The organism is Sphingomonas sp. CV7422, from assembly GCF_027945725.1.
GTDB lineage: Bacteria > Pseudomonadota > Alphaproteobacteria > Sphingomonadales > Sphingomonadaceae > Sphingomonas > Sphingomonas kyungheensis.
This window is the reverse complement of the sequence record NZ_CP115900.1, coordinates 807,739-827,293: the sequence shown is the minus strand read 5'-3', so window position 1 is coordinate 827,293 and position 19,555 is coordinate 807,739. Positions and strand designations below refer to the sequence as shown.

At 68.8% G+C, this 19,555-nt stretch carries 21 protein-coding genes; 3 read left to right on the top strand and 18 right to left on the bottom strand.

Annotated elements, in window-relative coordinates:
- Positions 1-20: 20 nt before the first annotated feature.
- The 5 genes from PBN85_RS04000 to PBN85_RS03980 all read right to left on the bottom strand — a co-directional run bounded on the left by PBN85_RS04000 (position 21) and on the right by PBN85_RS03980 (position 3,348).
- The gene (locus PBN85_RS04000) at positions 21-1,526 is read right to left on the bottom strand and encodes a M56 family metallopeptidase (RefSeq protein WP_037534636.1); all 1,506 of its coding nucleotides are present in this window, start codon (positions 1,524-1,526) and stop codon (positions 21-23) included.
- On the bottom strand, positions 1,523-1,891 hold the full coding sequence (locus PBN85_RS03995) for a BlaI/MecI/CopY family transcriptional regulator (RefSeq protein ID WP_037534638.1): 369 nt from the start codon (positions 1,889-1,891) through the stop codon (positions 1,523-1,525). The genes PBN85_RS04000 and PBN85_RS03995 overlap by 4 nt, the downstream gene beginning before the upstream one ends.
- Positions 1,892-2,458: 567 nt before the next feature.
- A complete protein-coding gene (gene grxD, locus PBN85_RS03990) occupies positions 2,459-2,779 on the bottom strand; it encodes a Grx4 family monothiol glutaredoxin (protein ID WP_271300220.1) in 321 nt (106 codons plus the stop codon).
- 9 nt (positions 2,780-2,788) lie between these two features.
- Complete coding sequence (locus PBN85_RS03985) at positions 2,789-3,019, bottom strand: BolA family protein (protein WP_037534640.1); 231 nt, start codon at positions 3,017-3,019, stop codon at positions 2,789-2,791.
- Entirely contained in the window at positions 3,019-3,348 is a 330-nt protein-coding gene (locus PBN85_RS03980) for a DUF1476 domain-containing protein (RefSeq protein WP_037534642.1), read from the bottom strand. The genes PBN85_RS03985 and PBN85_RS03980 overlap by 1 nt, the downstream gene beginning before the upstream one ends.
- Before the next feature lie 153 nt (positions 3,349-3,501).
- On the opposite strand from PBN85_RS03980, the gene PBN85_RS03975 reads away from it, so the two are divergent.
- Entirely contained in the window at positions 3,502-3,654 is a 153-nt protein-coding gene (locus tag PBN85_RS03975; RefSeq protein WP_200870412.1) for a hypothetical protein, read from the top strand.
- 4 nt (positions 3,655-3,658) lie between these two features.
- Here the strand turns inward: PBN85_RS03975 and PBN85_RS03970 are convergent, their stop codons facing one another.
- The 12 genes from PBN85_RS03970 to PBN85_RS03915 all read right to left on the bottom strand — a co-directional run bounded on the left by PBN85_RS03970 (position 3,659) and on the right by PBN85_RS03915 (position 16,592).
- Positions 3,659-4,657: an NADPH:quinone oxidoreductase family protein gene (locus PBN85_RS03970; RefSeq protein ID WP_271300219.1), complete on the bottom strand. Its 999-nt coding sequence runs from the start codon at positions 4,655-4,657 to the stop codon at positions 3,659-3,661.
- Positions 4,620-5,249: a 3-isopropylmalate dehydratase small subunit gene (leuD, locus tag PBN85_RS03965; RefSeq protein ID WP_037534644.1), complete on the bottom strand. Its 630-nt coding sequence runs from the start codon at positions 5,247-5,249 to the stop codon at positions 4,620-4,622. The genes PBN85_RS03970 and leuD overlap by 38 nt, the downstream gene beginning before the upstream one ends.
- A gap of 115 nt (positions 5,250-5,364) precedes the next feature.
- Positions 5,365-6,804 (bottom strand): 3-isopropylmalate dehydratase large subunit, encoded by a 1,440-nt coding sequence (gene leuC, locus PBN85_RS03960; RefSeq protein ID WP_271300218.1) that lies wholly within the window; start codon positions 6,802-6,804, stop codon positions 5,365-5,367.
- A 59-nt stretch (positions 6,805-6,863) separates the two neighbouring features.
- Positions 6,864-7,547, bottom strand: coding sequence for a glutathione S-transferase family protein (locus PBN85_RS03955; RefSeq protein ID WP_271300217.1), 684 nt, complete (start codon positions 7,545-7,547; stop codon positions 6,864-6,866).
- Between the two features lie 59 nt (positions 7,548-7,606).
- Positions 7,607-8,260: a CoA transferase subunit B gene (locus PBN85_RS03950; protein ID WP_037534650.1), complete on the bottom strand. Its 654-nt coding sequence runs from the start codon at positions 8,258-8,260 to the stop codon at positions 7,607-7,609.
- The gene (locus PBN85_RS03945; RefSeq protein ID WP_271300216.1) at positions 8,260-8,583 is read right to left on the bottom strand and encodes a DUF5076 domain-containing protein; all 324 of its coding nucleotides are present in this window, start codon (positions 8,581-8,583) and stop codon (positions 8,260-8,262) included. The genes PBN85_RS03950 and PBN85_RS03945 overlap by 1 nt, the downstream gene beginning before the upstream one ends.
- Positions 8,580-9,542 (bottom strand): HAD family acid phosphatase, encoded by a 963-nt coding sequence (locus tag PBN85_RS03940; protein WP_271300215.1) that lies wholly within the window; start codon positions 9,540-9,542, stop codon positions 8,580-8,582. The genes PBN85_RS03945 and PBN85_RS03940 overlap by 4 nt, the downstream gene beginning before the upstream one ends.
- The gene (locus PBN85_RS03935) at positions 9,539-10,246 is read right to left on the bottom strand and encodes a CoA transferase subunit A (RefSeq protein ID WP_271300214.1); all 708 of its coding nucleotides are present in this window, start codon (positions 10,244-10,246) and stop codon (positions 9,539-9,541) included. The genes PBN85_RS03940 and PBN85_RS03935 overlap by 4 nt, the downstream gene beginning before the upstream one ends.
- 140 nt (positions 10,247-10,386) lie before the next feature.
- Positions 10,387-13,044 (bottom strand): pyruvate, phosphate dikinase, encoded by a 2,658-nt coding sequence (ppdK, locus tag PBN85_RS03930; RefSeq protein ID WP_037534656.1) that lies wholly within the window; start codon positions 13,042-13,044, stop codon positions 10,387-10,389.
- Positions 13,045-13,109: 65 nt separating this feature from the next.
- On the bottom strand, positions 13,110-15,251 hold the full coding sequence (glyS, locus tag PBN85_RS03925; protein ID WP_271300213.1) for a glycine--tRNA ligase subunit beta: 2,142 nt from the start codon (positions 15,249-15,251) through the stop codon (positions 13,110-13,112).
- Between the two features lie 7 nt (positions 15,252-15,258).
- Positions 15,259-15,726, bottom strand: coding sequence for an endonuclease domain-containing protein (locus PBN85_RS03920; RefSeq protein ID WP_333781843.1), 468 nt, complete (start codon positions 15,724-15,726; stop codon positions 15,259-15,261).
- Positions 15,723-16,592, bottom strand: a complete 870-nt coding sequence (locus tag PBN85_RS03915) for a glycine--tRNA ligase subunit alpha (RefSeq protein ID WP_271300212.1) — start codon at positions 16,590-16,592, stop codon at positions 15,723-15,725. Before PBN85_RS03915 ends, PBN85_RS03920 begins: the two co-directional genes overlap by 4 nt.
- A gap of 96 nt (positions 16,593-16,688) precedes the next feature.
- Between PBN85_RS03915 and PBN85_RS03910 the strand changes: the two genes are divergently transcribed.
- The gene (locus PBN85_RS03910; protein ID WP_037534658.1) at positions 16,689-17,594 is read left to right on the top strand and encodes a TraB/GumN family protein; all 906 of its coding nucleotides are present in this window, start codon (positions 16,689-16,691) and stop codon (positions 17,592-17,594) included.
- Between the two features lie 296 nt (positions 17,595-17,890).
- Entirely contained in the window at positions 17,891-18,529 is a 639-nt protein-coding gene (locus PBN85_RS03905) for a 50S ribosomal protein L25/general stress protein Ctc (RefSeq protein WP_037534659.1), read from the top strand.
- A gap of 266 nt (positions 18,530-18,795) precedes the next feature.
- On the opposite strand, the gene PBN85_RS03900 is transcribed toward PBN85_RS03905, so the two are convergent.
- A complete protein-coding gene (locus tag PBN85_RS03900; RefSeq protein WP_271300211.1) occupies positions 18,796-19,545 on the bottom strand; it encodes a glutaredoxin in 750 nt (249 codons plus the stop codon).
- Positions 19,546-19,555: the final 10 nt, after the last annotated feature.

Below are 19,555 nucleotides of genomic sequence, written 5' to 3'. Positions count from 1 at the left end.
GCAGCACCCGCCTGCGCCGCTCAGTCCTTGCCGCCCGACGCCATCTCCGCGCGCAGTTCGGCGAGCGCCGCGTCGATGTCGGCAAGCGCCTCCTGCCGCTCCGCCGCCGGGATGGCGTCATTGTCGGAGACGCGGGCGCGCGTCGCCTGGACGCTCGCCAGCGCGCTGGCCATCGCGTCGAGCCGGATCTTCTCGGCGTTGAGGCCGGCTTCGGCACCGGCCAGCGCCGCCGTCTGGATGCGATTGCTGCAGATGACCATCGCGCGGCGATCGCCCCTGCCGGTGGTGATGACAAAGCGCTGCGGCCCGCCATCGGCGCCATCGACGCAGCGGCGCTCGGTGACGGCCGGGACTCCCGTCATCGCGCGATCGACGCGAGGCTGGATGGCGCCCGCGTCGACCACGGGGGCGGCGGTGCGATTGATCGTCACGACGCGATTCTCGTCGTGAACCGTCTTGACGATGACGCGATGCGGCGCGGCCGGGGCGGCGGGCGCGATGGCTGCCGCCGGGGCCGCCGGGGCTGGCGGAGCGGCCGGTGCTGCAGGAGCGGCCGGGGTTTGCAGATCGACTCCCATCGCATCGCCCACCCGGCCGCTCAGCGCGCTCGCCGCGCTGGTGCCCGAAGCGGTGAGGCCGAGCCCGACGAGGGCGAGCGATGACACCAGGGCGCCCCCGGCAGCGAGCCGACGCGGCGACAGACGGGACGTGGACAGCATGCGGATCCTCCCTTTCAGATCATCGATGGTATGGAGATGGCAGGCGGCGGAGACGGCACCGCCATGCGCCGCCTTGACGATCGCACAGGCATAGGCATGCCGGTCGATCGTCGAGCGGCCGGCGAGCACCCGCGCGTCATTGGCGAGTTCCTGATCGGCGCGAAAGGCGCGGAAGGCGCGCCACGCCACCGGATTGAACCAGTGCAGCGCCAGCACCGCGAGCGCGATCCAATTGGCGACGAGGTCGCCGCGCTGGTGGTGGCCGATCTCATGTTCGAGCGCCAGTTCGCGCTCGTCGGCGTCATAGCGGTCGGCGAAATCGAGCGGAAAGGCGACGTAGCGGCGCATCACACCGAAGGCGAGCGGGCCGGCGGCGGCCTTGCTGGCGATGACGCGCACGCCGCGCACCTCCTCGATGCTCGCTGCGCTGCGCAGCAGCCGGCGGCAGTGGCGGGCGTGGCTGGTGAGGTGCCAGACGAGGAATCCGATCGCCCCCGCCGCCCAGAGCAGCGCGATCGCCGCGCCGATCATCGGTGCAAGGGACGCCGATGGTGCCGCCGCGACAGCCTGCGCCGGCGCGTCGCCGACGAAGATGGTGATCGTCTCGCCGGCCCGGCTGATCGGCGTCACCGCCACCTGCCGCCAGGCCGCGGGCAGCGGCGGCAGCAGCAACCGCAACACGGGCAAAGCCCAAAGCGCATAGCCGAGCTGCGCGCCGAACGCCTGGCGCACCGGTGCGCGCACCAGCAGGACGAGCAGCATCAGCAGCGTGGAGGCGACCAGCGCCTCGATCAGCCAGCCGGTCATGGCTTGATCGCCTTGAGCAGCGCCTCGATCTCGGCGATGTCCTGCGCGCTCAATTCGTCCCGCTCGGCAAGATGCGCGACCAGCGGCGTCAACTTGCCGCCGAACAGCCGGTCGATCAGGCGTTTCGATTCGCCCGAAACATAGTCGCCGCGCGCGACCAGCGGCCGGTAGAGATAGCGGCGGCCGTCTTCCTCATGCGTGATCGCCGCCTTGGCGAGCAATCGTCCGAGCAGCGTCTTGACCGTATTGGCGCTCCAGCCGCGCGCCGGATCGACGCGCTCGGCTACGTCCTGCGCGGTGAGCGGCGCCTCATCCCACAGCACCTCCATCACCGCATGTTCGGCATCGCTGATTCGTTCGGCCACGTCGCGCTCCTGTCTGGACTACGTATGTAATCGTATCGATTACGCGCGTAGTCAAGCAGGATGATCGGGTGTCGGATCGGCTTACAGGTGATACGCGGTTGCGTGTGGCGCGAAGGGGGTTGCACCGCAGATTTCCGCGGGTTTCCAATACTGGCACGGCACGTGCGTAGGGTCGGACAGCCGAGCGTCACGACGCTTCAGCAGGGTGGGGTCATCGCTGTTCCGCGTCTCGCGACCCCACCCGCACCCGGCCTTCCCTGACGATCGCGACCGTCCCCTGCCGTCGTCATGCCGGGCGTGGTCCGGCATTCACGGAGCCGCAGGAGCGTGAGCCGTCGATATCGCGGCGCGGTGGACCCCGTACAAGTCCGGGGTGACGGGGTGTGTCGGGCAGGCGGAGAGCGCCGCACAGACCCCGTCCATGCAGGCGGGCTGGCAGGGCTTTACAACGTTATCTTTGTGCGGAGCACCGGGGTCAGCGGAACGTACTGCCGAACGCGCCCGGGGTTCATGCCGGTCATCACGACGGCATGACGGGGCGTCACCGCGCCCGCCATGCCGGTCCGGTCAGGCCGCGTCGCGCTTCAGCAGAGTGGCGAGTTCGCCGCTCTCATACATCTCCATCATGATGTCCGATCCGCCGACGAATTCGCCGCCGACGTAGAGCTGCGGAATCGTCGGCCAGTCCGAATAGGCCTTGATGCCCTGACGGATGCCCTGGTCCTGCAACACGTCGACGCTCTCATATTGCACGTCGAGATGGTCGAGGATCGCCACCGCACGGCTGGAGAAGCCGCACTGCGGGAACAGCGGGCTGCCCTTCATGAACAGCACCACCGGGTGGCTCTTCACGACGGTGTCGATGCGGGCGTTGATATCGTCAGTCATGGTCATTCCTCAGGCGGCAGCGGTCTTGAGTTGCAAGGCGTGGAGTTCGCCGCCCATCCGCGTGCCGAGCGCCGCATAGACGGCCTGGTGCTGCTGGCGCAGCGGCTTGCCGGCGAAGCTCGGCGAGACGACGCGGGCGGCATAATGATCGCCGTCGCCGGCGAGATCGGTGATCTCGACGATCGCGTCGGGGATGGCGGCGCGGATCAGCGCGGCGATGTCATCGGCGGCCATCGGCATCAGCCCTGCTCCGACTGGAACAGCTGGCGACGCGCCTCGATCATCTTCTCGGCGAGCGCGCGGCGGACGCTGGCATCGTCGATGTCGACACCGGCGGCGGTAAGGTCGCCGAACAGCTTGCGCACGACATCCTCGTCACCGGCTTCCTCGAAATCGGCCTGGACGACCGACTTGGCATAAGCGTCGGTCTCCTCGGGGGTCAGCCCCATCTGCGCCGCGGCCCATTGGCCGAGCAGACGGTTGCGACGCGCGGTGATGCGGAACGCCATCTCCTCCTCCCGTGCGAAGGCCGCCTCGTGGCTGCGTTCGCGGTCGTCGAACATGGACATCGTCGGCTTACCCCTTGTTGCTCGTCTGCGCACATAGGGTGGGGCCCCGGCAGGCGCAACGGAGCGCCGCATTGCCCGGTCCGGAACCAATAGGTTAATGGAGCGATAACTATATATGGCGCGGCAATCCATTCGCGCCGCAGGAGAAGGATCATGATCAACCGGCCCGTCCCCGTCGGCGGCCCCGTCCGCACCACCCCGCGCCGTTCCAGCCGCGCCGCACCGCTCACCGGCATCGTCGTCGGCTCGGTCATCTCGGTCCTGCTGTGGGCGATGCTGCTCGCGCTGTTCTTCGCGATACGCTGACCGCTCAGTCGAGCGTCACCACCAATTTGCCGATCGCGGTCCGTGCCGCCATGGCCGCGATCGCGTCACCGCCACGGTCGAGCGGGTAGCGCGCGGTGACCTTGGGTGCGATGCGACCGTCGCGCCACAGGTCGAACAGGGTCGCGACATGCGCGGCATTGGCCTGCGGAGCACGCGCGGCGAACGCCCCCCAGAAGACGCCGCAGACATCGCAGCTCTTGAGCAACGTCAGGTTGAGCGGCAGCCTGGGGATGCCGGCCGGAAAACCGACGACCAGATAGCGCCCTTCCCAGCCGATCGCGCGCAAGGCCGGCTCCGCATAGTCGCCGCCGACCGGATCGTAGATCACGTCGAACCCGCCGCGCCCGCCCGCCGCCTTGAACCGCTCGGCGAGCGCCTTGGACGCATCCTTGTCGAACGGCGCGCGGCCATAGACGATCGTCTCGTCCGCCCCCGCCGCGCTTGCGGCCGCGGCCTTCTCCTCGGACGACACCGCCGCGACGACGCGCGCGCCGAACGCCTTGCCGAGTTCGATCGCCGCCAGCCCGACCCCGCCCGCCGCGCCGAGCACGAGCAACGCCTGGCCCGCGCCCAGGCGCCCGCGGTCGAGCAGCGCATGGATCGTCGTCGCATAGGTCAGCAGCAACGCCGCCCCCTCGGCAAAGTCGCGCTCGGCCGGCAACCGATACAGGCGCTGCGGATCGGTGACGATCTGCGTCGCCAGCCCGCCATGGCCGATCACCCCCATCACCCGGTCGCCGATCTGCCAGCCGTCGACACCCTCGCCGAGCGCATCGATCACCCCGGCGATCTCGCCGCCCGGTGCGAATGGGCGCGGCGGCTTGAACTGGTAGCGATCCTCGATGATCAGCACGTCGGGGTAATTGATCGCACAGGCCTTGACGGCGACGCGGACCTGCCCGCGTGCCGGCTGCACGTCCGCCAATTCGGTGAGTTCTAGAGTGTCAGGTCCGCCCGGCGCCGTCGATAGCAATGCCCGCATAACCGCTCCTGCTCCCGATCCAGGGGCGGTATCGATCCACCGCGCCTTCGAATTTCGAAATCGCGGTATCTCTTGCCATCGTCAGGCCGATCTCGTCCAGCCCCTCCATCAGGCATTGCCGGCGGAAGGCATCGAGCGTGAAGGCGAACCGGTCCTGATAGGGGGTCGTCACCGTCATCGTCTCGAGGTCGACGGTGACCGGCTGGTCCTTCGCCACCTCGACCAGCCGATCGACCGCCTCCTGCGGCAGCACCACGGGGACGATGCCGTTCTTGAACGCATTGCCGGAGAAGATGTCGGAGAAGCTCGGCGCAATCACCGCACGCACGCCCATATCGGCGAGCGCCCAGGCGGCATGCTCACGGCTCGACCCGCAGCCGAAATTGTCGCCGGCGATCAGGATCGGCGCACCCGCGTAGCGCGGATCGTCGAAGACGTTGCCCGGCTGTGCGCGCACCGTCTCGAACGCACCGCGCGCGAGGCCGGCACGCGAGATCGTCTTGAGCCAATGCGCCGGGATGATGATGTCGGTGTCGATATTCTTGGCACCCCAGGGATAGGCGGTGCCGCTGACGCGGGTGACGGGTTGCATCGGTGCGTCCGTCAGCGCTCGATCTTGGCCGGATGCGCGAGCGCCCGCGCGCCCGCGACATAGGCGGCGACGCCGCTCAGCATCGCGCCTGCCACCAGCAATACCAGCACCTTCTTCATCGCGTCGCTCCCATCAGATCCCGCACGTCGGCCAAATGGCCGGTGACCGCCGCCGCCGCCGCCATCGCCGGCGACAGCAGATGTGTGCGCGCGCCAGGTCCCTGTCGACCCACGAAATTCCGGTTCGACGTGGAGGCGCACCGCTCTCCCGCAGGGACCTTGTCCGGGTTCATCGCCAGACACATCGAACAGCCCGGCTCGCGCCATTCGAAGCCGGCGCGGGTGAAGATTTGGTCCAGCCCCTCTGCCTCCGCCTGGCGCTTGACCAGTCCCGATCCCGGTACGACCATCGCGCGCACGCCATCGGCGACGCGGCGACCATCGGCGACCGCGGCGGCGGCGCGCAGATCCTCGATCCGGCTGTTGGTGCAGCTGCCGATGAAGACATGCTGCACGGCGACGTCCTGCATCGCCGTGCCCGGCGTCAGGCCCATATAGTCGAGGCTGCGCTGCGCCGCGGCGCGCTTGGCGGGATCGGCGAAGCTGTCGGGCGCGGGGACGACGCCGGTGATCGGCACGACATCCTCGGGGCTCGTTCCCCAGGTCAGCGCCGGTGCGATATCGGTCGCGTCGAGCACGACGCGCTTGTCGTAGGTCGCGCCGGCATCGGTGGCGAGGCTGCGCCACCAGGCGACCGCCTGCTCCCATGCATCGCCCTGCGGCGCCATCGGCCGCCCCTTCAGATAGGCGAAGGTGACATCGTCGGGGGCGACCAGACCGGCGCGCGCGCCGCCCTCGATCGACATGTTGGCGACGGTCATCCGCCCCTCGATCGACATGGCGCGGATCACCTCGCCGGTATATTCGATGACATGGCCGGTGCCGCCCGCCGCGCCGATCCGCCCCATGATCGCGAGGATCACGTCCTTGGGGCTGACCCCGAAGCCCAAGGTGCCGTCGACGCGCACCTCCATCGTCTTCGACGGGCTGAGCAGCAGCGTCTGCGTCGCCAGCACATGCTCGACCTCGCTGGTGCCGATGCCGAAGGCGAGCGCGCCGAGCGCGCCGTGCGTCGAGGTATGGCTGTCGCCGCACACCAACGTCGTGCCGGGCAGCGTGAAGCCCAGTTCCGGCCCGACGACATGGACGATGCCCTGCTCCGCCGCCGTCGCGTCGATATAGTCGATACCGAATTCGGCGGTGTTGCGGCGAAGCGCGTCGAGCTGTTGCGCGCTCTCCGGATCGGCGATCGGCAGCATCCGCCCGACCGCATCCACCCGCGGCGTCGTCGGCAGATTGTGATCCGGCACCGCGAGGGTGAGTTCGGGCCGGCGCACCCGCCGCCCGGCGACGCGCAGCCCCTCGAAGGCCTGCGGGCTCGTCACCTCATGGACGAGGTGCCGGTCGATATAGATGAGGCAGGTGCCATCCTCACGCCGTTCGACGACGTGCGCGGCCCAGATCTTTTCATACAAGGTGTGCGGAATGGAGGTCATGATGCGCGGCCGTTAACTCAAATGATGCGCGAGCGGAACCCGGTGCGACAGATTATTGCCTAGCGACGATAGTCCGCCGTGACCATGCCACAGCGATGCAGGTCTGCCTCATGCTCCGCCTCGCGCCATGTCTCGGCGAGCGCCGCCGCTTCCCAGGCGCGCAGCGCCGGATGGGCGAGGATCGTGTCGACCCAGCGCCGCCCAGCGTCGCCGACCTCGATCCCATAGGTGCGGACGCGGAAGGCGACCGGAGCGTAAAAGGCATCCACCGCGCTGAACGTCTCGCCGGCAAGCCATGGACCGCCGAAGCGCGCCAGCCCCTCCGCCCACAGTTCGGCGATCCGCGCGACGTCCCGCGCCAGCTCCGCCGACCCCGTAGCCGGAGTCGCGCGGACGCCGACGTTCATCGTCCGCTCGCTGCGCAGCGCGCCGAAGCCGCCGTGCATCTCCGCCACCGCGCATTGCGCCCACGCCCGCGCCGCCGCGTCCGCCGGCCAGACGCCGGCATGCCGGTCGGCGAGATAGAGGACGATACCGAGCGAATCCCAGATCGTCCGATCGCCGTCGATCAGCACCGGCACCTGCCCGGTCGGCGAGAAGGCGCGGAACGCCGCATGGTTTTCCGCCTGCGTGAACGGCTCGATCCGATCGACGAACGGAATGCCGAGCGCGGTCATCAACGCCCACGGCCGCAGCGACCAGCTCGAATAATTGCGATTGGCGGTGATCAGGACGTAACTCATGGCCGCGACTTTCCGATGATCGATCGCTTACTTATAGCCGCGAAGCGGACCGCGCCGGCTCATGCGTGATCGAACGCCGCCGTCGTCTTCGCCGCGACCTCGTCCGCGGTGACGCCCGGCGCCAGCTCGACCAGCCGGAAGCGGGACTGGTGATCGGGGCGGCGGAATACGGCGAGATCGGTGACGATCATGTCGACGACGTTGCGGCCGGTCAGCGGCAGCGTGCAGGCGGGGATGAACTTGGCGCTGCCGTCCTTGGCGGTGTGATCCATGACGACGATGATCTGCTTGACCCCGGCGACGAGGTCCATCGCGCCGCCCATGCCCTTGATCATCTTGCCGGGGATCATCCAGTTGGCGATGTCGCCGCCCTCGCTCACCTCCATCGCGCCCAATACCGTCAGGTCGATGTGGCCGCCGCGGATCATCGCGAAGCTCTGCTCGCTGCCGAAATAGGCGCTGTGCGGCAATTCGCTGATCGTCTGCTTGCCGGCGTTGATCAGATCGGGGTCGACTTGGTCGTCAAAGGGAAACGGGCCGATACCCAACATGCCGTTTTCCGATTGCAGCGTCACCTCGACGCCGGGCGGGATATGGTTGGCGACCAGCGTCGGGATGCCGATGCCGAGGTTGACGTAATAGCCGTCGCGCAATTCCTGTGCGGCGCGCGCCGCCATCTGGTTACGGTCCCAGCCCGTCGTCTGCGTGGTCATCAGTGCAATCCTCCGGGATGGTTGGCGATCCGCGCGAGCGCGTCGGGATCGAGTTCGGGACGCGCGCTATCGACGCCGCGCCAGATCAGGGCTTCGGCCTCGCCCGCATCGATGCCGAGCGCCTGCGCATGGGCCTTGGCGGCGTGGCGGATGGTGTCGGCCATCAGGACGCCGAACATCTCCGCATCGGCGAGCACGCCCGCATCGATCACCACCGTCGACCCCGCGCGGTCGGTTACCCAGATGCGCGCGACCTCGACCGATCGGGCGCCGAGATCGGGGATCGCCGACAGCGGGATGGCGCGCGGCTTGGCCGGCTTCATGGCGTGTCGCTCCAGCGTTTGTCGGCGGGGAAGACGTCGGCGAACCCGCCCGACAGGCCGCTGCCATAGACCGGATTGGGCAGCACGAACCAGCCGTTGCCCCACATCGCCGCAATCCCCTCGCCCTCGGCGAGCGCGCGGCGGGCGGCGGCGGAGGGACCGGCGAACAGGTCGCTGAAGTCGCCGAGCTGGTCGCCCGCCATCGCCACCACGCAATAGCGCGCCGCGATCGCGTTGCGCCGCGCGTCCTTGCCACTCGGCCCGTCGCGCAGCAGCAGGTCGCCGCCTGGCGTGAAGTCCCCCAGCCCCGCCGCCTTGAGCGCGGCGACCGTGCCGGCGGCGGTGGCGGCGCCGCGATTGCTGTTGATGATCACCGCGATGCCCGCCGCCCGCAGCGCGGCGAAGGCCTCGACGGCGCCCGGCACCGGCGCGACCGCTTTGGCGCCGGTCCGCTCCCATCGCGCCCATTGCGCCGGATCGAAGGGTGCGGAGGGGTGGCGCGCCGCCAGCGCCTCGACGCCGAGATTGAGCAGCACCGTCTCGTCGGCATCGAACACCGCGGCGCGCGGCTTGCCGTCGCACGCCTGCCAGCGCGGCGCGGCGAGCGTCGCGCCGGGGGCGAGCACGACGCTGTCCCCGGCGGCGCGGCGATAGGTCGCATAGGCCACGAGCGCGCGGAACGCCTGCCGGCTGAGCGCCGCCGCCTCCGCCGAGCCGTAGAGATATTGATATTGCGGCGGCACCGGCTGCGCATCGGCGGCCGTCGCACCCGCTGCCCCTGCACCTGCACCTGCCGCACCGGTCGGCGGCGGTAATGTGGTGAGGCCGGTGATCCGCACCAATCTGCCGTCGGCGGTATAGGTCTGGCCCGGCGCGGGCAGCGTCGCGACGCGCTGCCGCGTGCCGCCACAGCCGGCGAGCAGCGCGGTCGCCAGCAGCAGGGCCGCGCGCCGCATCATGCCGCCGCCCGCTCGCGCACGGTGCGGAACTCGATCTTCTTGTCATAGGGCGCGCCGACGATCATCCGCTTGACGTAGATGCCGGGCAGATGGATCGCATCGGGGTCGAGGCTGCCGACCGGCACCACTTCCTCGACCTCGGCGACGCAGATGCGCCCCGCGGTGGCCATCGGCTGGTTGAAGTTGCGCGCGGTCTTGCGGAAGATCAGATTGCCGCTCTCGTCCGCCTTCCAGCCCTTGATGATGCTGAGGTCGGCGCGGATGCCGCGTTCGAGGATATACTCCTCGCCGTCGAAGCTCTTCACTTCCTTGCCCTCGGCGATCAGCGTACCGACGCCGGTCTTGGTGTAGAAACCGGGAATGCCCGCGCCGCCGGCGCGGCAGCGTTCGGCGAGCGTGCCCTGGGGACAGAATTCCACCGCCAGCTCGCCGCTGAGATACTGCCGCTCGAACTCCTTGTTCTCGCCGACGTAGCTCGAGATCATCTTCTTCACCTGCCGCGTCCGCAGCAGCTTGCCGAGCCCCTCGCCGTCGATGCCGGCATTGTTGCTGGCGATGGTAAGGTCTTTGGTACCTGCCGCCTGGATCGCGTCGATCAGCCGCTCCGGAATGCCGCACAGGCCGAAGCCGCCCGCGCAGATCGTCATGCCGTCATGCAGCAGCCCGTCGAGCGCCGCGGCCGCATCGGGATAGAGCTTGTTCATCGCCCGTGACTCTCCTGTCTGTGCCGCGGCGATAGCGGGGCGGGCGCGGCGTGGTCAATGTGACGCGGTGTTCCTGCGCCCGCAGGAACCCAGGGCCAAACAGCGCACCTGGGCTCCTGCATGCGCCGGAGCACGGAGGCCTAGCGCAACGCCGCCTGCGCCGCCGCCAGCCGGGCGATCGGCACGCGATAGGGCGAGGCCGACACGTAATCGAGCCCGACCTTCTCGCAGAAGGCGATGCTCGCCGGGTCGCCGCCATGTTCGCCGCAGATGCCGAGCTTGATGTCGGGCCGCGTCTTGCGCCCGCGCTCCGCCGCCAGCTCGACCAGCTCGCCGACGCCCTCGACGTCGAGGCTGACGAACGGGTCCTTGGCATAGATGCCCTGCTCGACATAGGCGCCGAGGAAGCGCGCCGCATCGTCGCGACTGACGCCCAAGGTGGTCTGGGTCAGGTCGTTGGTGCCGAACGAGAAGAACTCGCCCGTCTCGGCGATCTCACCCGCCTTGAGCGCGGCGCGCGGCAGCTCGATCATCGTGCCGACGAGATAGTCGATCGTCGTGCCGCGCTCGGCGAACACCGCCTGCGCCGCCTTGTCGACCACCGCCTTCATCAGGTCGAGCTCGCGCTTGGTGGCGACCAGCGGGATCATCACCTCGGGGATCGGCGCCTTCCCCGACCTGGCTGCGACGTCGAGCGCCGCCTCGAAGATCGCCCGCGCCTGCGTCTCGTAGATCTCGGGATAGGTGACGCCGAGCCGGCAGCCGCGATGGCCGAGCATCGGGTTGAATTCGTGCAGCTCCGTGGCGCGGCGCTTGAGCAGCTCGATATCGACGCCGGCCGCCGCGGCGACCTCGGCGAATTCATTCTCCTCGTGCGGCAGGAATTCGTGCAGCGGCGGATCGAGCAGCCGCACCGTCACCGGCAACCCCGCCATCACCTCGAAGATCGCGGTGAAGTCGCTGCGCTGCGCCGGCAGCAATTTGGCGAGCGCGGCGCGACGCCCCGCCTCGTCCTGCGCGAGGATCATCTGGCGCACCGCGGTGATCCGGTCGGCGTCGAAGAACATATGTTCGGTGCGGCAGAGGCCGACGCCCTCGGCGCCGAAGTCGCGCGCGGTCTGGCAGTCGAGCGGCGTCTCGGCATTGGCGCGCACCTTGAGCCGGCGCACGCCGTCGGCCCATTCCATCAGCACGCCGAAATCGCCGGCGAGCTCGGGCTGGACGGTGGCGACGGAGCCGAACATCACCTCGCCGCTGGTGCCGTCGATGGTGATCGTGTCGCCCTCGCCGATCGTCCGACCGGCGACCTTCATCACCTTGTCCTTGGCGGAGATCGACAGCGACCCCGCGCCCGAGACGCACGGCCGGCCCATGCCGCGCGCGACCACCGCGGCGTGGCTGGTCATGCCGCCGCGCGCCGTCAGGATGCCGGCGGCGGCATGCATGCCGTGGATATCCTCCGGGCTGGTCTCGACGCGGACGAGGATGACCGATTCCCCCGCCGCCTTGCGCTTCTCGGCGCTGTCGGCGTCGAACACGACGCGGCCCGAGGCGGCGCCCGGCGAGGCGGGCAGGCCCTTGGCGATGACGTCGCGCGGCGCCTTGGGATCGAGCGTCGGGTGGAGCAGCTGGTCGAGCGCCATCGGATCGACGCGCAGGATCGCCTCGTTCCGGCTGATCAGCCCCTCGTTCGCCATGTCGACCGCGATCTTGAGCGCCGCCTTGGCGGTGCGCTTGCCCGATCGCGTCTGGAGCATCCACAGCTTGCCCTGTTCGACGGTGAACTCGATGTCCTGCATGTCGCGGTAATGCGTTTCGAGCCGGTCGAACACCGCGGCCAGCTCGGCATAGACCGCGGGCATCGCCTCTTCCATCGACGCGGGCTTGGCGCCCGCTTCCTCGCGCGCGGCGCGGGTCAGATATTGCGGCGTGCGGATGCCCGCCACCACGTCCTCGCCCTGCGCGTTGATCAGGAATTCGCCATAATAGGCGCGGTCGCCCTTGGACGGATCGCGGGTGAAGGCGACGCCGGTCGCCGAGGTCTCGCCCATATTGCCGAACACCATCGCCTGGACGTTGACCGCGGTACCCCAGTCGGCGGGGATGTCGTTGAGCCGGCGGTAGACCTTGGCGCGCTCCGACTGCCACGATCCGAACACCGCGCCGACCGCGCCCCACAATTGATCGTGGACGTCCTGCGGGAAGGGCTTGCCCCATTCCGCCGCGACCAGCGCCTTATATTCGCCGACCAGCGTGCGCAGATCGTCGGCACTCAGCTCGGTATCCAGGGTGAAGCCGTTGTCTTCCTTGGCGATCTCCAGCGCTTCCTCGAATGCGCCATGGTCGAGTTCGAGCACCACGTCGGCATACATCTGGATGAAGCGGCGATAGCTGTCCCAGGCGAAGCGCGCGTCGCCGGAGCGGGCGGCGAGCCCCTCGACGGTCGCGTCGTTGAGGCCGAGGTTGAGCACCGTGTCCATCATCCCCGGCATCGACACGCGTGCGCCGGAACGGACCGAAACGAGCAAGGGATTGGCCGGATCGCCGAACGCCTTGCCGGTGATCCCCTCGATATGCGCGATGCCGGCGGCGACCTCGTCCCGCAGGCTTTGCGGGAATTGCTCGCCTTCCTCGTAATAGCGCGTGCACATCGCGGTCGAGATGGTGAAGCCCGGCGGCACCGGCAGGCCGATCGACGCCATTTCGGCAAGGTTCGCGCCCTTGCCGCCGAGCAGATTCTTGTCGCCCTTCCCACCGTCCGAAACGCCGCCACCGAAGCGGTACACGTATTGGGTCATCGCTAATCCTTCACTGCGCTGGATGCCTGCCCCGGGGAGGATGGAAAGCATGTCGGATCGGGCCGCTACCCCTCGATCCTGCTGAAATCGGCGACCGTATGAACGGCGGCGCGGACCCGGTCGAGCAGCTGGAGCCGGGCGGCGCGCTTGGCGGGATCGGCGTCGTTGACGGTGACGTCGTCGAAGAACGCGTCGATCGGCGCACGCAGCGAGGCGAGCGCCGCCATCGCGCCCTCGAAATCCTCCGCCTCGATCGCCGCCGCCGCCTTGGGCTCGGCCGCGTCGAGTGCGGCGATCAGTGCGGCTTCGGCGGGTTCGGGCGCGTAGCTGGCGACTGCCGCCTCCCGATCGGGAACGCCCTCCTTCTTGAGGATGTTCGCGGCGCGCTTGTAGCCGGCGAGCAGGTTGGTGCCGTCCTCGGTCGCGACGAAAGCCTGCAAGGCATGGACCCGCGCGAGCAGCCGGACGAGATCGTCCTCGCCGCCGAGCGCGAACACCGCGTCGATCAGATCGTGGCGGACGCCCGCCTCGCGCTGCTGCACCTTGAGCCGGTCGGCGAAGAAGTCGAGCACGCCCCGGTCCACCGCGGTGCCGAGCGGAAAGCGCAGGCCGTTGTCGAGGATCAGCGCGATCACGCCGAGGGCGGAGCGGCGCAGCGCGAACGGGTCCTTCGATCCGCTGGGACGCAGGTCGGCACCGAAGAACTGCGTGATGCTGTCGAGCTTGTCCGCCAGCGCCACCGCCACCGTCACCGGCGCGGCCGGCACCGCATCGCCCTGTCCGACCGGCTTGTAATGATCGCGCACCGCTTCGGCGACCGCGTCGGGCTCGCCCTGCGCGGCGGCATAATAGCCGCCGATCAGGCCCTGCAATTCCGGAAATTCGCCGACCATGCCGGTGACGAGGTCCGCCTTGGCGAGCCGTGCCGCCCGCTCCGCCATATCGGCGAGCGCAACATGCTCCTCCCCGGCACGGGGAGGGGGACCGCCGGCCGCAGGCCGGTGGTGGAGGGGGGCTTCCGCGGGCGATGGCGCCTGTGGCACCCCCCCTCCACCGGCTTCGCCGGTCCCCCTCCCCGTGCCGGGGAGGATTATCCCCTCCTCCACCAGCCACCGCGCGAGCGTCGCGACGCGATCGACCTTGTCCGCCACCGTCCCCAGTTTCTCGTGGAAGACGATGTTCGCCAGCTTCGTCGCCTGCGTCTCGAGCGGCGTCTTGAGGTCGGTCTCGTAGAAGAAGCGCGCGTCCGACAGCCGCGCCGCGAGCACCTTGCGATTGCCCTCGACGATCTGCGCGCCGCCGTCGGTCGCCTCGATATTGGCGGTACAGACGAAGGCATTGGCGAGCGCGCCCTCGGCATCGCGGCAGACGAAATACTTCTGGTTCACCCGCGCGGTGAGCTGGATCACCTCGGGCGGCACCGACAGGAAGTCGGGATCGAACCGGCCGAGCAGCGGCACCGGCCATTCGGTCAGCCCGGCATTCTCGGCGACCAGCCCCTCGTCCTCGACCAGCACGAGTCCGGCCTCGGTCGCCAGCGCCATCGCCCGTTCGCGGATCAGCGCGCGGCGTTCGTCCTGATCGACGATGACGTGGCAGGCGCGCAGCTTCTCGACATAATCCGCCGCCGAGCCGATCGTGATCTGGCCGGGATGGTGGAAGCGGTGCCCGAAGGTCGCGACGCCCGACCGGATGCCGGCGATCTCGACCTCGACCAGATCCTCGCCGAACAGAGCGACGATGCCGTGCAGCGGCCGCACCCAGCGCAGCGATTCGGTCGAGGCGGAGGCCGCGCCCCAGCGCATCGACTTGGGCCAGGGAAAGCCGCGGATGATCGCCGGGATCGCCTCGGCGAGCACGTCGGTGGTGGCGCGGCCGGGCCGCTCGGTGATCGCATAGAGCACGCCGTCGCGCTCGGTCAGCGCCTCGCGGGTCAGCCCGGTCTTGCGCAGGAAGCCCTCGAGCGCCTGCGGCGGCGCGCTCGCCTTGGGGCCTTTCAGCTCCTCGGACACCGCCTGCGTCTCGGCCGGCAGGTCGCGCGCGATCAACACCAGCCGCCGCGGCGTCGCATAGGTGACGAGCGATCCGGCGGCGAGACCCGCCTTGCCCAGTTCGGCGGCGAACAGCCGGGCGAGATCGTCCCGCGCCTTGTCCTGCATCCGCGCAGGGATTTCTTCGGAACGCAGTTCGAGGAGGAAGTCGGTCATCATCTTCTCAATCCTCCCCGGCACGGGGAGGGGGACCGCCAGCCGCAGGCTGGTGGTGGAGGGGGTTGGCCGCAAGCGCTGCGATCGCGTCAGCAGCGGCGTCGGCATCTTTCAGCACGTCCTTTGCGGGGATGTGCAGACCACGATACCCGTTCTCGATCAAGAAGGCATCACGCGCGATATCCCGGCTCGGCCGATCGGCGCGGTCATGCGCTTCGCCATCGACTTCGACGATCGTGCGGGTCGCGCTGCAATAAAAATCGGCGACATAGGGGCCGACCGGATGCTGCTTGCGGAACTTTGCGCCAGCCTGTTGACCTTTGAGCCGCTGCCAGAGCAGCACTTCGGGCAGGCTCATCGACTTGCGCAATTTGCGGGCAGTGGCGGTTTCGGGGCGAAGCGAGCGCGGAGAGCCCCCTCCACCATCGCGCTGCGCGCGACGGTCCCCCTCCCCGTGCCGGGGAGGAATGGTCACGCCGCCCACCCGTTCTTCTCCATCCACGCCGCGCAGGCGCCTTTGGCAAGATCGCGGACACGGCCGATATAGGCCTGGCGCTCCGCCACCGAGATCACACCGCGCGCCTGCAACAGGTTGAACGTGTGGCTCGCCTTGATCGCCTGTTCATAGGCGGGGATCGCCAGCCCGGCGGCGAGGCTGTTCTCGCATTCCGCCGCCGCCTTGCGGAACAGGTCGAACAGGCTGGCGGTGTCGGCGACCTCGAAATTCCACGTCGACATCTGCCGCTCGTTCTCGAGGAAGATGTCGCCATAGGTGACGCCCGCGTCGTTGAAGGCGAGATCGTAGACGTTGTCGACGTCCTGGATGTACATCGCCAGCCGTTCGAGCCCGTAGGTCAGCTCGCCCGCGACCGGCTTCATGTCGAACCCGCCCATCTGCTGGAAATAGGTGAACTGCGTCACCTCCATCCCGTCGCACCACACCTCCCAGCCGAGGCCCCAGGCGCCGAGCGTCGGGCTTTCCCAGTCATCCTCGACGAAGCGGATGTCGTGCCGCGTCATGTCGACGCCGATCGCCGCGAGGCTGCCGAGGTACAGCTCCTGCAGATCGGGCGGGCTCGGCTTGAGGATCACCTGATATTGATAATAATGCTGGAGCCGGTTGGGGTTCTCGCCATAGCGGCCGTCGGTCGGGCGGCGGCACGGCTGGACGAAGGCGGCGTTCCACGCATCGGGACCGAGCGCGCGCAGCGTCGTCGCGGTGTGGAACGTGCCCGCGCCCATTTCCATGTCGTAGGGCTGGAGGATCACGCAACCCCGGTCGCTCCAATAGTCATGGAGCGTCAGGATCATCTTCTGGAAGGAGAGAGGTGCGGCTGCCATCGGTCGAGGCTTTGGCCGATGCGACAGCGTCTAGCAAGTGGTGCGGCGCGGCATTAGCTTGGGGTGACACGACCCGATGATGGATAGATCCCCCGCATGATACGTCCCCTTGGCGCTGCACTGTCGGCGATTGCGCTCTGCCTGTCCCTGCCCGCCTGCGCCCGTCCCGCCGCGCCCGCGCGCGCCGCCAACGATGCCGATCCGGCGCTGTGGGTGGTCAAGGACAAGGATACGACCGTCTACCTGTTCGGCACCATCCACGTGCTCAAGCCGGGCCTGACCTGGTTCGACGAGGCGGTGAAGACCGCCTTCGACCGGTCGGACGAGGTCAAGCTGGAGATCGTCATGCCCGACCCCGCGGCGATGCAGGGCCTGGTGCAGGCGACCGGCGTCGCCGCCAAGGGCACGCCGCCGCTGACCGAGCGCCTGCCCGCCGACAAGCGCGCCGCCTTCACCGCCGCGGTGACCAACCTCGGCCTGCCCGCCAATGCGCTCGACACGTTCAAGCCGTGGCTGGCGGCGACGCAGCTGTCGGTCGCGCCGCTGTCCAAGCTCGGCTACGACAGCAGCAACGGCCCCGAACAGGTGATCACCGCCGCCGCCAAACAGGCGAACAAGCCGCTGACCGGGCTGGAGACCGCCGAACAGCAGCTCGGCTTCTTCGGCAGCCTGTCGGACAAGGCGCAGCTCGACTTCCTGGTCAGCACCGTCGACGAACTGCCCAAGCTCGACCAACAGATGGCGGCGATGGTCGACGATTGGGCGAAGGGCGATCCCGATGCGCTCGCCGCCGAAATGAACGACGAGCTGAAGAGCTCGCCCGAGGTCGCCAAGGTGCTGCTCACCGATCGCAACGCGCGCTGGGCGGCGTGGATCAAGCAGCGGATGGCGCGGCCGGGGACGGTGTTCATCGCGGTCGGCGCGGGGCACCTCGCCGGGCCGGACTCGGTGCAGGCGCAACTGGCGAAGCTGGGCGTCAAGGCGGAACGGGTGAAATACTGAGTCAATCCTCCCCGGCACGGGGAGGGGGACCGCGCCCGCAGGGCGTGGTGGAGGGGGCTTGCCGCAAGCGGCACCACTTGTGATGCTCATTACCGGGCCCACACCCCCTCGCAGGTAACAGCCGCCTGCGCGGGAGGAGAGCCCCCTCCACCAGCTACGCTGGTCCCCCTCCCCGTGCCGGGGAGGAATTTGCGTTTTGGCGCACTCTCCGCTATGCGCGCCCGCTTCCGCTCCATGGTCATCCCTGGAGGCGTGGCGCGGGAACGGACTTTAGCACGTTTTGAAAAGGTAATCTGATGAGCGACACCATTACGCTCGCAGCCGAGACGCGCGACCGGGTTGGCAAGGGAGCCTCCCGGGCGCTGCGTCGTGACGGCCGCGTCCCCGCCGTGATCTACGGCCAGAACAAGGAACCGACGGCGGTTCACCTCGAAGAGAAGGCGCTGACCAAGGCGCTGATGACCGGTCACTTCATGACCTCGGTGATCATGGTCGCCGGCGAGCGGACGCTGCCCAAGGACGTCGCCTTCCACCCGGTCACCGATCGTCCGGTGCACGTCGACTTCCTGCGCATCGGTGAACATACCGAAGTCACCGTCGCGGTGCCGGTCGTGTTTGCGGACGAAGAGGAATGCCGCGGCATCAAGCAGGGCGGCGTGCTCAACATCACCCGTCACGAGGTCGAGCTGATCGTCGACGCGGCGGACATCCCGTCGGAGATCACCATCTCGCTCAAGGGCCGCGAGATCGGCGATTCGATCCACATCAGTGACGTCGCGCTGCCCAAGGGCGCCAAGCCGGCGATCGACGACCGCGACTTCGCGATCGCCACGATCGTGCCGCCGACGGTGCCGACCGCCGCCGACGAGGCGCTCGACGCCGAGGTCGCGGAGACGCAGGCCGCCGGTGCCGCTTCGGACACCGCCGAGGGCTGATCCCTTCGCAGGACGAGAACAGGGGCAGGGAAGCGACACGGCTTCCCTGCCCTTTTTCATGCGCCGGCCCGATCCCGATCCCGCCCATCCCCCGCACCGGGCGGCGTTCCCCGACCGCGTACGAACACCTTCGGAGCCGAAGGCCGAACCGCGGCCCGAGGAACGTCATCGCCGGATAGAGGCCGACGGTCGGCCGGCAGCGCAGCGTCGGTGCGAGCCGAAAGGGCAGGCCGTGGCGGCACGACGGTCGGCCGGATCGCGCCGGATCAAGGCGCAGCGGCGAACGCCATCCACAGCGCCATGACGACCATCATCACGTTTTCGGTCAACGACAGGAAGCCGAGCGGCACGCTGCTATCCCCGCCCACGCAGGCGCATTTCAGCTCGCGCCGGTCGATGTAGACCGCCTTGATCACCGACACCGCGCCGATCGTCCCGATCACCAGCGCGATCGGCACCGACAGCCAGGTCAGCACGCCCGCCGCCATCAGCACCCCTGCCAGGCCTTCGGCATAGGGATAGACGTACGAATAGGGCACCCAGCGTCTGGCCAGCAGGTCGTAGTTGAGGAACATCGTCGCGAACCGCTCGACGTTCTGGAGCTTGAGCAAAGCGAGGACGCACATCGAGAAGGCAATGAACCACTCGCCCGCGCGCAGCGTCAGCGGCGCACCGAACGCCGCCTGGCTCGCGGCGAGCGCCATCAGCGCCGTCATCGCGAACACCACCGCCACCGGGCGATAGGTCACCGCCTTCGGGTCGGCGACGGCCTTGCCGAAGAACCGCCGGACGTCGTCATAGCCGCCGACACGCTCGCCCGCGATGAAGGTCTGCGGCGTCGTCTTGACATGATGCTGCGCCTTGAAGGCGTCGGTCTCCTCGCGGGTCGTCAGCCAGTGATCCTCGACCGCGAAGCCGCGTCGTTGCAGCAGATCCTTTGCCTTCAACCCATAGGGGCAGACGTGGGTCGGCATCACCATACGATAGAGGATCGCCTTCTTCGTCGCGGCCGGCATGTATCTTCTC

Coding starts and splice junctions, on each gene's coding strand:
- PBN85_RS04000 (WP_037534636.1), bottom strand. CDS start 1,526: ATGACCGGCTGGCTGATCGAGGCGCTGGTCGCCTCCACGCTGCTGATG.
- grxD (WP_271300220.1), bottom strand. CDS start 2,779: ATGACTGACGATATCAACGCCCGCATCGACACCGTCGTGAAGAGCCAC.
- PBN85_RS03985 (WP_037534640.1), bottom strand. CDS start 3,019: ATGCCGATGGCCGCCGATGACATCGCCGCGCTGATCCGCGCCGCCATC.
- PBN85_RS03980 (WP_037534642.1), bottom strand. CDS start 3,348: ATGTCCATGTTCGACGACCGCGAACGCAGCCACGAGGCGGCCTTCGCA.
- PBN85_RS03975 (WP_200870412.1), top strand. CDS start 3,502: ATGATCAACCGGCCCGTCCCCGTCGGCGGCCCCGTCCGCACCACCCCG.
- PBN85_RS03970 (WP_271300219.1), bottom strand. CDS start 4,657: ATGCGGGCATTGCTATCGACGGCGCCGGGCGGACCTGACACTCTAGAA.
- leuD (WP_037534644.1), bottom strand. CDS start 5,249: ATGCAACCCGTCACCCGCGTCAGCGGCACCGCCTATCCCTGGGGTGCC.
- leuC (WP_271300218.1), bottom strand. CDS start 6,804: ATGACCTCCATTCCGCACACCTTGTATGAAAAGATCTGGGCCGCGCAC.
- PBN85_RS03955 (WP_271300217.1), bottom strand. CDS start 7,547: ATGAGTTACGTCCTGATCACCGCCAATCGCAATTATTCGAGCTGGTCG.
- PBN85_RS03950 (WP_037534650.1), bottom strand. CDS start 8,260: ATGACCACGCAGACGACGGGCTGGGACCGTAACCAGATGGCGGCGCGC.
- PBN85_RS03945 (WP_271300216.1), bottom strand. CDS start 8,583: ATGAAGCCGGCCAAGCCGCGCGCCATCCCGCTGTCGGCGATCCCCGAT.
- PBN85_RS03940 (WP_271300215.1), bottom strand. CDS start 9,542: ATGATGCGGCGCGCGGCCCTGCTGCTGGCGACCGCGCTGCTCGCCGGC.
- PBN85_RS03935 (WP_271300214.1), bottom strand. CDS start 10,246: ATGAACAAGCTCTATCCCGATGCGGCCGCGGCGCTCGACGGGCTGCTG.
- ppdK (WP_037534656.1), bottom strand. CDS start 13,044: ATGACCCAATACGTGTACCGCTTCGGTGGCGGCGTTTCGGACGGTGGG.
- glyS (WP_271300213.1), bottom strand. CDS start 15,251: ATGACCGACTTCCTCCTCGAACTGCGTTCCGAAGAAATCCCTGCGCGG.
- PBN85_RS03915 (WP_271300212.1), bottom strand. CDS start 16,592: ATGGCAGCCGCACCTCTCTCCTTCCAGAAGATGATCCTGACGCTCCAT.
- PBN85_RS03910 (WP_037534658.1), top strand. CDS start 16,689: ATGATACGTCCCCTTGGCGCTGCACTGTCGGCGATTGCGCTCTGCCTG.
- PBN85_RS03905 (WP_037534659.1), top strand. CDS start 17,891: ATGAGCGACACCATTACGCTCGCAGCCGAGACGCGCGACCGGGTTGGC.
- PBN85_RS03900 (WP_271300211.1), bottom strand. CDS start 19,545: ATGCCGGCCGCGACGAAGAAGGCGATCCTCTATCGTATGGTGATGCCG.